The sequence below is a fragment of the Saccharothrix texasensis genome (assembly GCF_003752005.1).
GTDB classification, from domain to species: Bacteria; Actinomycetota; Actinomycetes; order Mycobacteriales; family Pseudonocardiaceae; genus Actinosynnema; species Actinosynnema texasense.
Genome location: NZ_RJKM01000001.1, coordinates 2,546,432 through 2,562,502 on the forward strand (window position 1 = coordinate 2,546,432; position 16,071 = coordinate 2,562,502).

Here is a 16,071-nt window from a genome sequence, read left to right on the forward strand (position 1 = left end):
CGGGCGCGCCGGGTCGGTCCCGTGGGCGCGTGAGCGTGCCCAAGCGGTTCCTGCCGGTGATCGCGACGTTCGTGGTGTTCGTGGCGACGTTCGGCGTCGGTTCGGTGCGGTACGAGGGGTTCGCGTCCGGGCAGGTGCTGGCGAACCTGTTCATCGACAACGCGTTCCTGATCGTGCTCGCGGTCGGGATGACGTTCGTGATCCTCACCGGCGGCATCGACCTGTCGGTCGGGTCGGTGGTGGCGTTGTCCACGATGATCGCGGCGTCGTCGTTGCAGGCCGGGTGGCCGGTGTGGCTGGTCGTGCTCACGGTGCTCGCGGCCGGTTCCGGGCTGGGGCTGGCGATGGGCTGGGTGATCCACCGGTTCGGCGTGCAGCCGTTCATCGTGACGTTGGCGGGCATGTTCCTGGCGCGCGGGCTGTGCTTCGTGATCAGCGTCGAGTCGGTGTCGATCAAGGACCCGACGTTCCGCGCGATGGCCACGGGGTCGATCGAGCTGCCGGGCGGGGTGACCATCACCTACGGCGTGGTGATCGCGCTGGTGGCGGTGCTCGCGGCGCTGTACGTGCTGCACCTGACGCGGTTCGGGCGCACGGTGTACGCGGTGGGCGGCAGTGAGTCGTCCGCCCGGCTGATGGGCCTGGCGACCGCCCGGGTGAAGATCGGCGTCTACGTGATCAGCGGGTTCTGCTCGGCGCTGGGCGGGTTGCTGTTCAGCCTCTACATGCTCTCCGGCTACAGCCTGCACGCGGTGGGCATGGAGCTGGACGCGATCGCGGCGGTCGTCGTCGGCGGCAGCCTGCTGTCCGGCGGGGTCGGGTTCGTGATCGGGTCGGTCGTGGGCGTGCTGGTGCTGGGCACCATCCAGACGCTGATCTCGTTCGAGGGCACGCTGTCGTCCTGGTGGACGAAGATCGTGATCGGCGCGCTGCTGCTGGCGTTCATCGCGTTGCAGCGGATCATCGTGCGGCGCACCTAGGTTCGTCGGCTCCGATGTCGAGACCCGTCGCCCGGTCGGTCCGGGCGGCGGGTCTTCGCGTTGTCCGGCCTGGTGGCGGCGGCGCCGGGGGTGGTGGCGGTGCCGGGGGTGCGGCCTCGCGGCGGGGCGATCAGGGTGTTTCCCAACCCGCCAGCAGGTCGGCCGCTTCCCTGGTGCGCGGGTGGTTCTCGCCCTGGACCTCGGACATCTCCGCCAGCACGGCGCGCAGCTCGGCGACCGCCTCGTCGCGGCGTCCGGCGCGGTGCAGGAGGTGGGCTCGTTGTTGGCGGATGCGCAGCGCCCGGGGGTGGTCGGGGCCGAAGACCCGCTCCACCGCGGCGCGCAGGGCGGTCAGGTGGTCCAGCGCGCCGGGGTCGCCGGCCATCCCCTGCCAGAACACCAGGTTCGACCGGTAGGTGAGGGTGGTCGGGTGGCCTTCGCCCAGGGCGCGTTCGGCGTCGGCGGCGGCGAGGTCGAACTCGGTGATCGCCCGCGGCAGGTCGCCCGCCACGGCCCGCCAGTAGGCGAGGTTGTGCCGGGCGATGAACGTGTCGTGGTGGGCGCGCCCGGCCACCGCCTCCAGGCCGTCGACGGCTTCCTGGTAGGTGGCCACGGCGAGCCGGGCGTCGCCGGTCTCGCCGATCCACCGGCCCAGGCCGAGCATCACGCGCAACGTCTGCTTGTGCCTCGGGCCGAGCTCCTCCCGCAGCACGGTGACGAGCGCGTCCGACGCGTCACGCGCGCCGACGAGGTCGCCCGACAGCCCCAGGCACAGCGCGCGGTCGTCCTCGGCGGCCACCACGAGCGGGTGGGCGGCGGGCAGGTCGCAGGACTCGACCAGGGACGTCAGCTCGGCCAGCGCGGTCTCGATGAGGCCCGTCTCCAGGCGGTAGGTGGCCTGGTGGAAGCGGGCCCACAGGGCGTCCTCGTCGGTGGGGCCGAGGTCGCGCTCGGCGGTGGCACGGATCTCGGCGAAGTGCGCCAGGGCGGTCGCCGGGTCGCCCAGGTCGCCGATCGCCTTCGCCACCTGGGTGCGCAGGGTCACGACGTCACGCGGGTCGGCGGCGTGCGCCAGGAGGTCGGCCGCGACGTCGCGCGCCGCGGCGGGCCTGCCGATCTCGGCGAGGTGCCGGCCGAGCCGGCGCAGGACGGGGTGCATGCCGCCGCCCCACAGGTGCTCCCCCGCGACGGAGCGCAGGACCTCGGCGTTGCGGAACAGCGCGGCGGCGGTGTCGGGGTCGGCGGTGGACCACGCGCGTTCGATCGCGTCGGCCGCCGTCACGGCGACCGGCGCCAGGTCACCGACCAGGTCGCGCGCGGTGCGCTGGACGAGGGCGTGCGCCTCGATCCGGCGGTCTTGGTGGGTGACGAGGTTGAGCCGGTGCAACGCGCGCAGCGCGGGCAGGCCCCGGCCGCCGTCGAGCAGCACGGCTTCGGGGATGCCGTCCGGCGCGAGGACCGAGACCAGGCCGAGCAGGTCGACCGCGCCGGCGGCCAGGGACTCCGCCCGTTCCACCGCCAGCCGGACGGAGCCCGCGACGGTGTCGTGGTGCTCGTCGGCGGGCGAGGTCGGGGGGAACAGGTCGGCGACGCGGTGCCGCCGGTCGGCCAGCAGGTCCAGGTAGGCGGGCACGTCGGTGCCGCTGTCGATGAGGAACGCGGCGGCCTGCGAGAGCGCGAGGGGGAAGCAGCCGAGGGCGTCGGCGAGGACGGCCAGCTGGTCCGGGTCGTGCCGCGGGTCGACGGCGAGGCGGGCGGAGAGGTAGGCGGTGGCCTCCTCCGGGTCGAACATGCCGACGCCGATCACCCGCGAGTCGGGGCGGAGGAGCGACGCGTCGCGGCGCTGCGTGGTGACCAGGCTGCGGCCCGCGTCGCCGGTGGGCCACAGCCCGGCCAGTTCCGCCGGGTCGTCCACGTCGTCGAGCACCACCAGCCACGACGTGTTGGTGGACCGCAGCCAGGCGAGGAACAGGTCGGCCTGCGCCTCGTCGTCGGTGCCGGCGGCGGACTTCAGCGCGCGCCAGGCGCGCGCGTAACCGGTGAGCACGGACTGCCTGGTCCGGGCGCCGACCCAGACGAGCACGTCGGCGCGGGCGCGGTGGAACGCGGCGGTCGCCAGCTGCGACTTGCCGACGCCGCCGGGGCCGGTCAGGAGGACCTGGCGGACGTCCCGCTCCCGCGACGCGGCGTCGATCGCGTCGGCCAGCTCGGCGCGGTCGCGCAACGCCGCCGCGTCGCTGGGCGGACGGCCCACGACCACGCGGCCCGACTTCGGGGTGGCGCGGCGGTCCTGGTGCGCGGCACGCCACAGCTCGCGCAGGTCGTTGAGCTTCGGCACGCCGCCGGTCGCGAGGGCGACCGCCAGCACGCCGTCGAAGTCGCGGGGCACGGACTGGCCGCCGACCCACTCGCCCAAGCGCCGGGCGTTCACCGCGACCCGTCGACCGGACGGCAGCACGACCGCGCTCGCGCGCCGCGCCAGCGCCTCGTCGGACAGGTCGGGCAGCCGTTCCCGCAACCGCGCCAGCGCCTGCGCGAACACCGCTTTCGGGTCGCTCACCGCCACCTCCCCAGGTGATCACCAGTCTAGATCCCCGCAACGGCCCGGAACGGGGTGCCGGCGACCTGCGACCGACGCCGACGAACGCGGCGGTGCCCGCTCCCGGGGTGGTCGAGCGGAAGGGGAACGGCCCGATCGCGCCGCGGCCGACCGCTCGCCACATCCAGCCGACTCCCGACACCCTGCTGGCTTCCGACGCCCTGCCGAACCCGACACCCGACCGACCGCGACCGAAGGCCACCCGGCACCGGGCGACGGCTTCGCGATGTCGGTGTCATGGCGCGGCGCCGGGTTGGTGCGGATGGCCTACTCGGGCGTCTGACCGTTGACTTTCCCGCCGGGGCTCTGCAACGCTGCGATCCGGTTACGCAAGAAATCGACAAGTGTGCGGAACTTTCTGACAAGAGCCCCGGAATTGCCCTAACGAGAAGGGCCAGCACGACGATGTCAACGACGACTCGCGCCCGATCACGCCTCCTCTCCTCACTGGTCGCCCTGACCCTCACCGCGTTCACCCTGAGCCCCCCTGCCGCTCAGGCCGCGCCGACGGCCGGGGTGCTCGACCTCGGCAGACCGACCCGCATCGACCAGGTCCGGCTGTCGTTGCCGGACGACGACGCCACGTTCTCCGTCCAGACCAGCCTCGACGGCAAGGGGTTCGCCGTCCTGGTGCCGTCCGCGCCGCGCCACGGCGAGGACCAGGCGTTCGACTTCGACCCCACGCTGGTGCGCTACGTGCGCGTGGACGGCGCGCCGGTCCGGGACATCGACGTCCGCCAGGCCGCCGACGTCGCCGCCCAGCTCGCCGCCACGTACAGCGCGAGCACCACCAACGACGTCTACCAGGCGTCCAACGCCGGTGACGGCAACCAGGCCACCTACTGGGAGAGCGCCAACAACGCGTTCCCGCAGTGGCTGCGGGCCGACCTGGGCGCGGCGGTCAAGGTCGACCGGGTCGTGCTCAAGCTGCCGACGTCGGGGTGGGGCGCCCGCACGCAGACGTTGGCCGTGCAGCACAGCACCGACGGCCAGAACTTCGGCGACCTCGTGCCGTCGGCGCAGCACTCGTTCAACCCGACCGCGAACAACACGGTGACGATCCAGTTCACCGCGACCACCACGCGGTTCGTGCGGCTGCTGATCACCGGCAACTCCGCGTGGCCCGCCGGCCAGATCTCGGAGTTCGAGGTGCACGGCCCGAGCACCGGCGACACGCAGGCGCCGACCGCGCCGACGAACCTCGCCTACACCTCGCCGCAGTCCGGGCAGATCCGGCTGACCTGGTCCGCCGCCACCGACAACACCGGTGTGACCGGCTACGACGTCTACGCCAACGGCGCGCTGCGCACCAGCCTGCCGGGCACCGCGCTGACCTACACCGACTCCCAGCCGGACGGCGTCGCCGTCACCTACCACGTGATCGCCAAGGACGCGGCGGGCAACCAGTCACCGCCCAGCGGCTCCGTGACCCGGCCCGGTTCGCCGAACTCCGGCACGAACCTGGCCAAGGGCAGGCCGATCACGTCCTCCTCCCACACGTTCACCTTCGTCGCCACGAACGCCAACGACGACGACGTGAACACGTACTGGGAAGGCGCGACCTACCCGAACACGCTGACCACCCAGCTCGGCTCGAACGCCGACCTCAGCTCGGTCGTGCTCAAGCTCAACCCGTCGTCGGCGTGGGGCGCCCGCACGCAGAACATCCAGGTGCTGGGCCGTGAGCAGAGCGCCTCCGGCTTCACGAGCCTGGTGGCCGCGCGCGACTACGCGTTCAACCCGGCGTCCGGCAACACGGTCACCATCCCGCTGGCCGCGCGGGTCGCGGACGTGCAGCTGCGCATCACGTCCAACACCGGCGCGCCCGGCGGCCAGGTCGCCGAGTTCCAGGTGTTCGGCGTGGCCGCGCCCAACCCGGACCTGACGGTGAGCGCGACGTCGTTCACGCCCGCCAGTCCGGTCGAGACGACCGCGATCACGCTGTCCGCGACCGTGCGCAACGCGGGCACGGCGGCGTCCGGCGCGACCGACGTGACGTTCTTCCTCGGCGACACCGCCGTGGGCACCGCCCAGGTCGGCGCCCTCGCGGCGGGCGCGTCGGCGACCGTCACCGCGAACATCGGCCCGCGCGGCTCCGGCTCCTACCAGTACACCGCGAAGGTCGACGAGACGAAGAAGGTCGTCGAGCAGAACGAGGCCAACAACGCCCGCCTGCACCCGAGCGCCCTCGTCGTCACGCCCGTGCCCAGCTCCGACCTGGTCGGCGCGCTGAGCTGGTCGCCGAACAACCCGGCCAACGGCCAGAGCACCACCTTCAGCGTCGTGCTGCGCAACGAAGGTTCGATCGCCACGGCGAGCGGCGCGCACGGCGTCACCCTCACCCTCGTCAACGCCACCACGGGCGCGACCGTGCGCACGTTCACCGGCAGCCACACCGGCGCGCTCCAGCCGGGCCAGTCGGCGCCGGCGATCACGCTCGGCTCCTGGGCGGCGGCCAACGGCAAGTACACGTTGCGCACCGAGGTCGCGGTGGACGCCAACGAGATCGCGGCCCGGCAGGCGAACAACCTGACCACCCAGTCGCTGTTCGTGGGGCGCGGCGCGAACGTGCCTTGGGAGCACGTCGAAGCCGAGGACGCCGTCACCGCGGGCGGCGCGCAGAAGATCGGCCCGAACCGCACCATCGGCGACCTGGCCGGTGAGGCGTCCGGTCGGCGCGCGGTGACGCTCAACAGCACCGGCTCGTCGGTCGAGTTCACCACCACCGGGTCGACCAACACCCTCGTCACCCGCTTCTCCATCCCGGACTCGGCGGGCGGCGGCGGCATCGACGCCTCGCTGAACGTGTACGTCAACGGGTCCTTCCACAAGGCGATCACCCTCACCTCGCGGCACATCTGGCTCTACGGCAACGAAGCGTCGCCGGGCAACTCCCCCGGCGCCGGCGGGCCCCGGCACATCTACGACGAGGCGAACGTGATGCTCAACAGCACGTTCCCCGCCGGCACGAAGATCAAGCTGCAGAAGGACGCGACGAACACCACCAACTACGCCATCGACTTCGTCGACTTCGAGAACGCGGTGGCGCGGGCCAACCCCGACCCGGCCCGGTACATCACGCCGACCGGGTTCGGCCACCAGGACGTGCAGAACGCCCTGGACCGGTTCCGCATGGACACCAGCGGCACCCTGCTCGGCGTGTACCTGCCGGCCGGCACGTACACCACGGCGCAGAAGTTCCAGGTGTACGGCAAGCCGGTGCGGGTGATCGGCGCGGGACCGTGGTTCACGAAGTTCGTCGTGCCGACCACGCAGGAGAACACCGACGCGGGCTTCCGGGCCGAGCAGTCGGTGAACGGGTCCACGTTCAGCGGGTTCGCGTTCTTCGGCAACTACACGTCCCGCATCGACGGGCCGGGCAAGGTGTTCGACTTCGCGAACGTCTCGAACATCACCATCGAGAACATCTGGGCCGAGCACATGGTGTGCCTCTACTGGGGCGCGAACACCGACTTCATGACCATCAAGGACTCCCGGATCCGGAACATGTTCGCCGACGGCATCAACATGACCAACGGCAGCACGGACAACCGGGTGGCCAACATCGAAGCCCGCTCGACCGGTGACGACAGCTTCGCCCTGTTCTCCGCGATCGACGCGGGCGGGGCGGACGAGAAGAACAACGTCTACGAGAACCTGTCGTCGTTGACGACCTGGCGCGCGGCGGGGTTGGCGGTCTACGGCGGTTTCCTCAACACGTTCCGCAACATCTACATCGCCGACACGTTGACCTACTCGGGCGTCACGATCAGCTCGCTGGACTTCGGGTACCCGATGAACGGCTTCGGCCCCGAGCCGACCACGTTCAGCGGGATCACGCTGGTGCGCACCGGCGGGCACTTCTGGAACGGGCAGACGTTCCCGGGGATCTGGATGTTCTCGGCGTCGAAGCCGTTCCGGGGCATCCGGGTCGACGACGTCGACATCATCGACCCGACCTACGCCGGCATCATGTTCCAGACGAAGTACAACGGGTCGGCGCCCGAGAACCCGATCCAGGACACGGTGCTGACCAACATCTCGATCTCCGGCGCCAGGCTGAGCGGTGACCAGTTCGAGCACAAGTCGGGCATCGGGGTGTGGGCCAACGAGCTGCCGGAAGCCGGCCAAGGGCCCGCGGTCGGCTCGGTGACCTTCAACAACCTCCGGCTGAGCAACAACGCCGAGAACATCCGCAACCGGACCTCGACGTTCACCATCACCATCAACCCGTAGTCCCGCTCGACCGCGAAGCGCCGCCCTGTCCCCCAGGGCGGCGCTTCCGCGCTTTCCGCCGCCTTCTCCGGGTTCCCGCGTACGGCGGCTCGGCCCTCACCTCCGGCCCGCAACCGCTGACGCGCCTGCCCTACAGGCTCGCGCAACGCCGCAGGCGCGGGCAACGTCGTAGGCGCGGGCGTCGTCGCAGGCGCGGGCATCGCCGCGTCCTACCGCGCGCTCGCCCCTGGGGGCCCACCGCGCACCGCCGACAACGCACCCTCACGCACTCTCAACACGCACCCTCGACGCGCACCGCCGGCAACGCGCCGCCTACCGCGCGCTCGCGCCCCTGGCTCCCGCGCGCCCCCGGCCCCAGCCACCGCCCGCCTGGCTCCGACTGCCCTCGACGTCCAGCGCACCCTGCCCTCGGGCCGACCGACGTCCCCTGCCCGTACGCCGCTCCGGGGGTGCCGCCTCCTTACTATCCCGGCAACGTCAATGGTGCGGCAGAAGTTTCCGGATTGGGTTCCATTCACGCGCGATTCGCTCGACCGGGTGATCGAGTGCCCATCATAACCGCAGCTCAGAGGCCCGCGGCAGAAGACGCACTGTGCGCACGGGGGCGGCCCCTGGCTGGGAGAGGTTGCCAGGGGCCGCCGGACGGCAGGGTGGTGAGCCGAACGCTCAGCCGACCTTGCCCACGCCCGCACCGCTCTGCACGACCGACTTCACGCCGGAGCACGAGTCGAGCGCGTAGGAGTACGGGATCGACTTGACGCTGCCACCCTGGTCACCCGATCCCGAGTTGACCATGTGGTTGTTGCGCGCCACCAGGTTGGCGGGGTCGGAGTCGCCCTCGCCGCGGTGGAACGGGTCGCGCGTGTTCTCGAAGTAGTTGCACTCCACGAGCACGCCCGCTTCCTGCGTGGAAGCGACACCGTACGACGTCACGCCGCCGTAGTAGTTGTTGTAGACGTGCACGGGGTTGCCGAAGCGGACCCGGGGGTGGCGCTGGTTGGTGCCGTCGAACCAGTTGTGGTGGTAGCTGACGCGCAGCTTGCCGCGGTCCTCGCCGCCGTTGTCGTCGCTGTGACCCAGCAGCATCGTCTTGTCGTGGGAGCTGACCTTGTTCCACGACACGGTCACGCAGTCGGAAGCGCGCTTGATGTCGATCGCGCCGTCATAGCCGTTGCGCAGGCTGTTGTGGTCGATCCAGACCCTGGTCGAGTACTGGACGTTGATCGCGTCGTCGGCCCAGTCCCTGAAGTTCAGGTTCCGGATGATGACGTTGGACGCGCTGGCGACGTTCAGGCCGTGCCCGGCGATGGTGGCGCCGGAGCCGACCCCGATGACCGTCTTGTTCGACGCGATCTTGGTCATGCTGGACAACGTGATGGTGCCCGAGACCTTGATGGTTTGCGTGGTCGTGGACTTGGCCGCGTTGATGAACGACGTGGCGTCGCTCACCGTCACCGTGCCACCACCGGAACCACCGGTGGTGCCACCGCACTGCGTACCCCAGCCCTCGAGGTTGAACGACGCGGCGTCGGCCGCGGGCGCCATGACCGCGGTAGCGGCCAGTGCCGTGGCCGCGAGCAGCGCACGGGAGATCTTGCGGGACATGCGGTTTCCTCCATACGACTGTGGATGAAAAGGGAACCGGCGGCGGGATTTCCACGTGGCGGCGACCGAAGGACTACACCGGACTCACCACCTCTCCACGGTGTGCTGGCGGATGTGCTCGACGTCGAACTCGTCACCGAGACCGGGAGAGGAGGTCAGGGTGACGTGCCCGTCCGCGTCGAGCGGGTCGGCCATCGCGAGCCGGTGCGGCGGCACGCGGTCGAAGTCGTGCAGCGGGTGCAGCAGGCCGCGTTCGTACCAGCGGCCGTTGTCGGTGCCGCCGAGCACGGCCAGGCTCGCCGAGCCGTCGCCGTGGATCTCGCAGTCGACGTTGAACGCCTCGGCCAGGTGCAGGGCTTTCACCGTCGGCGAGATGCCGCCGACGTCGGTCGGGCCGGCGCGGAGGATGTCGCAGGCGCCGGAGGTGATCCACTCGGCTCGGGTCAGGTGCTTGCCCCACGCGACCTCCGGGCCGATCACCGGGATGGACAGCTGCTCGGCCAGCCACCGGTAGGAGCTGATGGACGCTTCTTCCATCGGCTCCTCGAACCAGTAGAAGCCCAGCCGCTCCAGGGCCCGGCCCAGTTCCAGCGCCTCGGTGCGCGAGTACCAGTGGTTGGCGTCGAGCATCAGCTCGACGTCGGGCCCGACGGCGTCGCGCACCGCTTCGCAGGCCGCGATGTCGGCGCGCACGCTGGGCGCGCCGGGCACCGGCGGCATCCACGTGTGCAGCTTGATCGCCCGGTAGCCGCGCTCGACCAGCTGCTTCGCGAACGCCGCGTAGTCGCCGGGCGTGCTCAGCCCGCCGGGGACCTCGTCGCCGCACATGGTGCTGGCGTAGGCCGGGACGCGGGACCGGGCGCCGCCGAGCAGCTTCCACACCGGCTGCCCGACCTTCTTGCCCACCAGGTCCCACAACGCGGTGTCGACGTAGCCGAGTGCCCGGTCGGTGAACCGGCCGTGGGAGCCGCGCTGCTTGCGCGCCATCTTGCGCCACAGCCCTTCCCGGTCCCACGGGTCCGCGCCGAGGAGCACGGGTTTCACGATCGAGTCGAGCACGGCGGGCCGCAGCTGGTCGGGGTGCACCTGGACGCGTCCGACGACGCCGTCGGAGTCGGTGATCTCGAGCAGCGCCTCGCGGATCTCGTGCTCGGCGCTCGGGTGCCGGTGCCCGTGCGGGTCCACCGCGGTCCACGCGGTGGTCGTGAACACCGACACCTCGACGCGCTCGATCATTTGCGCTCCTCCCACTCCTTCTCCGCCTCGGTGAGCTTCTTGGCCATGTCGTCCAGGAACTGCTGGCCGGTCAGCTCGCCGAGGAGCACCTTCTGGTACTGGGGCTCGCTCTCGGTCTTGGTGATGGACGAGTACTGGGGCAGGTAGACGGGCGCGGGCACGAGGATGGTGGCCGGGTCTTCCAGGACGCCGAGCGCCATCTTCACGTGGGCGGCGGTGTCGATCCAGGCGGCGCTGCGCACGTCGGTGTTCGCGGGGATCTGGCCGACCTTCTCGTTCCAGTAGCTGTTGGACTCGGCGGAGGTGAGGAACTCGGCGAACTTCCAGGCCGCGTCCTGGTTCTCGCTGTTCTTGAACACCGCGAAGCCGTCGGTCGGGTTGGGCACGACGGTGCGCTTGCCGCTCGGGCCGACCGGCAGCGGCATGGCGGCGACCTTGTCGCCGAGGGCCTTGGTGACGTCGCTGTAGGAGCCGAGGTTGTGGTGCATCATCGCGACCGAGCCGCCGGTGAACTGGGCGATCATCTGGGTGAAGCTGTTGTTGACGTCGGCCTCGGGGGTGGCCTTCTTGTAGAGGTCGGCGACCTTGTCGACGAGCTCGGCGTTGGCCGGGTCGTTGAGGGTGCTCTTGCCGTCCTTGAAGAAGTTGTCCACGCCGGAGTAGGCGTAGGCCTCGGTGATCAGCTGGAACACGGAGCCGGCGCCGCCGCGGATGGTGTAGCCGTACTTGTTGGCGCCCGTGTCGGTGAGCTTCTCGGCGGTGGTGATGAACTCGTCCCAGGTCTTCGGGGCTTCCAGGCCCGCGTCCTTGAACCAGTCGGTGCGGTACCAGATGATGTCCATGTTGGCCGAGGACGGCACGATGTAGAGCTTGCCGTCGGGCGCGGTCTGGCGGACGGTCTCGACGAGGGACGGGAGCAGCTTGTCCTTCAGCGGGCCGCTGTTGATGCGGTCGTCGAGGGGGGCCAGCGCTTCCTGGCCGACCAGGTGCGCGAGGTACGAGGTGGTGACGCCGCCGACGTCGGGCGTCTCGCCGCCGGCGATGGCGGTGTCGTACTTCTGCTGCACCGACGCGCTGGGGATGCCGACGTACTCGACCTTGATGTTCGGGTTGGCCGACTCGAAGCGCGAGATCAGCTCCTTGTAGATCGGCTCGCGGGCGGGCCCGCCGTTGTTGTCCCAGAACGTGATGGTGACGTTGCCGTCGGTCCCCCCACCTCCCTCGGACGAGCAGGCGGACAGCGCCAGGGCGGCGGCGGCCACGGCGACCAGCAGTTTTCTCATGATGCTCCCTATCCCTTGACAGCCCCGGCGCTGAGCCCCTGCACCAGGAACCGCTGCACGACGGCGAAAACGAGGACTACCGGCACGGCCGCGACCACGCCGCCGGCGGCGAGTGCTCCGAAATCGGTGTTGAACTCACCCAGCGTGTAGCTCAGGCCGACCGGCAGGGTGAACTTGTCCTGCCGCGTCGCGAACATCAGCGCGAACAGGAACTGGTTCCAGGCGCCGATGAACGCGAACGACCCGACTGCCACCAGGGCGGGCTTGAGCTGTGGGAGGACGACGGCGAAGAAGGCGCGCAGGCGCGAGCAGCCGTCGACCATGGCGGCTTCTTCGAGCTCCACGGAGATGTTGCGGATGAACCCGCTCATCAGGATCAGCGACAGCGGCAGCTGGAAGGCCACCTCCGCGATGACCAGGCCGGTGATGCTGTTGAGCAGCCCGATGCCCTTGAAGATCACGAACAGCGGGATGAGCATCATGGCGCCGGGGATGAACTGGCTGCACAGCATCGCCAGCAGGAACACCCGCTGGCCGCGGAACTTGAACCGCGCGAGGGCGTAGCCGCCCATCACCGACAGGATGGTCACGAACACGAGCACGCCGAGGCCCATGACCACGCTGTTGTAGAAGAAGATGCCGAACCCGATGTCGTTCCACACGGTGTCGAAGTGCTCGAACGAGATCGGCCAGGGCACGAGCTGCGTGGAGCCGGACGGCCGGACCGCGAACACGAGCATCCAGTAGAACGGGATGAGCGTGAACAGCAGGTACAGGAACAGCGGCACGCGGATCATCCACGGCTTGCCCGGTTCCTCGGCCACGGCCCGGCGGCGGCGTCGCCCGGGGGGTGGGGGCGCGTGCGTGGTGCCGGCGACCTCCCGCACCAGGGTGCCGGTCTTGCCCAGGGTCTCGGTCATGCTCGGCTCCCGAACTTCGACACCCGCAGGTACGCGATGGAGAAGAACAACAGGATGAGGAACCCGGCGACGGTGAGCGCCGAGCCGTACCCGAAGTTGTGCGAGTCGACGGCCTGCCTGGCGACGTACAGCGGCAGCGTGGTGGTCTGGTTCGCGGGACCGCCGCCGGTGAGGGTGTAGATGAGGTCGACGTTGTTGAACTCCCACACCGCGCGCAGCAGCGTCGACAGGATGATCGCGTCCTTGAGGTGCGGCAGGGTGACGCTGGTGAAGCGCCGCCACCGGCTCGCGCCGTCGACGGACGCCGCCTCGTAGAGGTCCTTGGGGATGCTCTGGAGGTCGGCGAGCAGCAGGATCGCGAAGAACGGCACGCCGCGCCACAGCTCGGTCACCACCAGGGCGTCGAACACGGTGTCGGGGTTGCCGAGCACCGAGGTGCCGGGCGAGCCGATGCCGAGGTTCGACAGCTCCTGGAAGATGCCGGTGGACGGGTTGAGCAGCAGGATCCAGATGCCCGTGGTGAGCACGCCGGACACCGCCCACGGTGAGAACACCAGTGCCCGTGCCATGCCCCGGCCGATGAACGTCTCGTTGACGATCAGGGCCAGCACGAGGCCCAGCAGCAGTTGCAGCCCGACTTCGACGAACACCCACTTGGCGCTGAACGCCAGGCTCTGCCAGAACAGCGGGTCGTCGAACAGCATCTGCTTGAAGTTGTCCAGCCCCGCGAAGCCGTTCTTCCACGGCTGCGTGACGTTGTACCGCTGGAGGCTGTAGTAGACGACGCTCCCGATCGGGTAGACCAGGAAGATCGCCATCAGCACCAGCGTCGGTGCGATCAGGGCGTAGGGCGCCCACGTGCGTGTTCTCATGCGGGGTTCCAGTCGCCGAGGTACGCGCGCAGGGTGTGCTGCGAGGCTTGGTCGTGGGTGAGCTGCGGCCGGTCGGCGCCGGGTGCGGCGCCGGGGCCGGAGTTGCGGAACTCGGCGAACCGGGCGTCGCGCCAGGAGAAGCCGGACATGTCGGTCCACGGCGCGGTCTTCACCGCGGCGGGCAGCTTGGTGTCGCGGATGACGACCGAGGCGATGGCGTCCGGGTCGCCGCCGGGGTGCCACGGCCTGCCCAGGTAGTAGGTGCCCGCCGGGGCGTCGCTCAGGACCGTGGAGTTCATGATCAGGAAGCCGTGCGGGTTGTCGCGGCGGGTGCTGGCGGCCGTGATGTAGCCCGCCGGCGCTCCGCCGGGGTGGTCGTCGCCCCGGTTCAGGGCCCGGATGGTGACCTGGTCGAACACGGCGGTGGCGCGGCCGAAGACGAAGTCGACGTCACCGACGATCTCGCCGCCCCGGTAGTACTGGCGGGCCTTCGTGCCCGCGGCGCGCGTGTCGGCGTACAGGGTGTCCTGGTGGCCGAGGAAGCGGACGCGGTCGTAGTACTGCCGGTCGCCGGTCGCCTTGACCGCGACGGCCTGCGTGCCGGTGATCTCGGGGTGCGCGGCCCGGTCGAACGAGTTGCTGAAGGTCAGGTCGCGCGCGGTGAAGCCGTCGGCTTCGATCGTCGCGGTCGCGGAGCCGGTGGTGCCGTAGGTGGTGCCGTCGGGCTTCTTGGTGCCGTTGGCGTTGTCGTAGTCGATGACGACGTCGCGGGCGGTGCCGGTGGAGCCCTTGAGGGTCAGGTCGGGTTTGGTCGCGGGCACCCGGACGACCTCGCGGTACACGCCCTTGCCGATGGTGATGGTGGTGCCGGGCGGGGCGGCGTCGATCGCGGCCTGCACGGTGTCGAAGTCCGTGCCCTTGGCCACGTGGTAGCGGTCGCGCTGCTGCGCGCCCGCCTTGAGGTTCTTCACCCGGGAGGTGGGCTCCAGGCCGCGGGTGAACTCGGGGGTCCAGCCGGCGTCGCCCGCGAGCTGCGCGGTCGGGTTGGCCGCGTTGAACGCGTCGAGCACGTCGACCGGTTGCCCGTCGACGAGCGTGCCGACCTCGGTGATGGCCGTGCCGCCCCAGTTGTAGATCAGGTCCTCGACCGCGCCGCCGTTGCCGAGCTTGACGTAGTTGTTCTCCACGTACAGCTTCGACTGCACGCCGACGCCCCAGGCGTAGACGAACGTCGGTCCGGGCTCGTACAGGTTGTTGTAGACGTGCACCTGGCCGAACCGGACGCGCGGCAGTCGCTCCTCGACGTTGCGGAACACGTTGTGGTGCACGGACACCCGCAGCTTGCCGGGGTCGGTGGTCGAGGTGTTCGACGAGCCGATGAGCATCGTCTTGCCGTGGTCGGTGAACAGGTTGTACGACGCGGTGACCAGGTCGGTGCCGCTGGTCATGTCGAGCGAGCCGTCGTGCTGCTGGTAGGGGCGGCCGAAGTAGCTCGGGCCCGCGCTGTCCGGGAACGGCTGGTCGGTGAACGTGTTGTGGTCGACCCACACGTTCGTGGCGCGCTGGAGGGACACCGCGTCGTAGTCGGAGTTCCAGTTGCCGGTGGCGCCGTCGGTCGGGTCCCACTGCGGGAAGCAGTCGCGGGTGTCGCGGAACGTGAGGTTGCGGACGATCACGTTGCTGGCGCCGTGGATGCGGAGGTTCGCGCCGGTGATGCCCGCGCCCTTGCCGTCGCCGACGATGGTGGTGTCGGAGCCGACGGTGAAGGCGATGGCCTCCGCCTGGCGGCGGGCGGACGCGGCGCGGGCGTCTTCCAGCGGACCGCTCGGCTCGTTCTCCCTGCCCCAAACGGCGGGGTCGTATGCGGCCAAGTAGCCGGTGAGCGTGTAGCCGTCCGTGGCATAGGTTGCGCAGTCAGCCCTGACGTCGATCACGCCGCGCACTTTGACGAGGCGGGGCGCGGGCGCCGCCAGGGCGGCCCGCAGCTCTGCCGCCGTGCGCACGACGTGCTCGGTGGTGGCGGCTGATCCACCGGTGGTCCCGGTGCCGCTCGATGCCCAGCCGTCACCGGGTTGGAGAACCTGTCTCCCCAGGTCAAGGCCTGCGTGCGCGGGTGCCGCCGCGATCACGCCAAGGGCGCAGGAAAGCACGAGCGCTGTACTGAGTATCCGCATGGCGAGGGGCCTTCCCCGGCGAATTTGTTCATAAATGTGAACACGTTCCAGATGTGCGAACAGAGTATTGCGAAAATGTCCGCCGCACGTCAACGACGTAACTTCGTTCGATCGCCGTTCGATCGCTGTTCGACCACAGGATTCGACATCGGGTCGAATTCGAGTC

9 protein-coding genes are annotated in these 16,071 nt (G+C 70.2%); 2 read left to right on the plus strand and 7 right to left on the minus strand.

Annotated elements, in window-relative coordinates; genetic code table 11:
* Window positions 1–29 precede the first annotated feature (29 nt).
* A complete protein-coding gene (gene yjfF / locus EDD40_RS09795; protein ID WP_236595139.1) occupies window positions 30–980 on the plus strand; it encodes a galactofuranose ABC transporter, permease protein YjfF in 951 nt (316 codons plus the stop codon).
* Window positions 981–1,110: 130 nt separating this feature from the next.
* Here the strand turns inward: yjfF and EDD40_RS42545 are convergent, their stop codons facing one another.
* Window positions 1,111–3,540 (minus strand): tetratricopeptide repeat protein, encoded by a 2,430-nt coding sequence (locus EDD40_RS42545; RefSeq protein WP_211348130.1) that lies wholly within the window; start codon window positions 3,538–3,540, stop codon window positions 1,111–1,113.
* 444 nt (window positions 3,541–3,984) lie between these two features.
* Between EDD40_RS42545 and EDD40_RS09805 the strand changes: the two genes are divergently transcribed.
* Complete coding sequence (locus tag EDD40_RS09805) at window positions 3,985–7,815, plus strand: discoidin domain-containing protein (RefSeq protein ID WP_123742624.1); 3,831 nt, start codon at window positions 3,985–3,987, stop codon at window positions 7,813–7,815.
* 666 nt (window positions 7,816–8,481) lie between these two features.
* Here the strand turns inward: EDD40_RS09805 and EDD40_RS09810 are convergent.
* The 6 genes from EDD40_RS09810 to EDD40_RS43355 form a co-directional block, all read right to left on the minus strand.
* Window positions 8,482–9,420 (minus strand): pectate lyase family protein, encoded by a 939-nt coding sequence (locus EDD40_RS09810; RefSeq protein WP_123742625.1) that lies wholly within the window; start codon window positions 9,418–9,420, stop codon window positions 8,482–8,484.
* Window positions 9,421–9,504: 84 nt separating this feature from the next.
* Window positions 9,505–10,656, minus strand: a complete 1,152-nt coding sequence (locus EDD40_RS09815) for an enolase C-terminal domain-like protein (RefSeq protein ID WP_123742626.1) — start codon at window positions 10,654–10,656, stop codon at window positions 9,505–9,507.
* Window positions 10,653–11,939 carry an ABC transporter substrate-binding protein gene (locus EDD40_RS09820; protein WP_123742627.1) on the minus strand — a complete coding sequence of 429 codons (1,287 nt, stop codon included), beginning with the start codon at window positions 11,937–11,939 and terminating at the stop codon, window positions 10,653–10,655. The genes EDD40_RS09815 and EDD40_RS09820 overlap by 4 nt, the downstream gene beginning before the upstream one ends.
* 8 nt (window positions 11,940–11,947) lie before the next feature.
* Window positions 11,948–12,859 carry a carbohydrate ABC transporter permease gene (locus tag EDD40_RS09825; RefSeq protein ID WP_123742628.1) on the minus strand — a complete coding sequence of 304 codons (912 nt, stop codon included), beginning with the start codon at window positions 12,857–12,859 and terminating at the stop codon, window positions 11,948–11,950.
* Window positions 12,856–13,731, minus strand: coding sequence for a carbohydrate ABC transporter permease (locus tag EDD40_RS09830; RefSeq protein ID WP_123742629.1), 876 nt, complete (start codon window positions 13,729–13,731; stop codon window positions 12,856–12,858). The genes EDD40_RS09825 and EDD40_RS09830 overlap by 4 nt, the downstream gene beginning before the upstream one ends.
* Window positions 13,728–15,734, minus strand: coding sequence for a pectinesterase family protein (locus EDD40_RS43355; RefSeq protein ID WP_246037575.1), 2,007 nt, complete (start codon window positions 15,732–15,734; stop codon window positions 13,728–13,730). Before EDD40_RS43355 ends, EDD40_RS09830 begins: the two co-directional genes overlap by 4 nt.
* Between the last annotated feature and the right edge of the window lie 337 nt (window positions 15,735–16,071).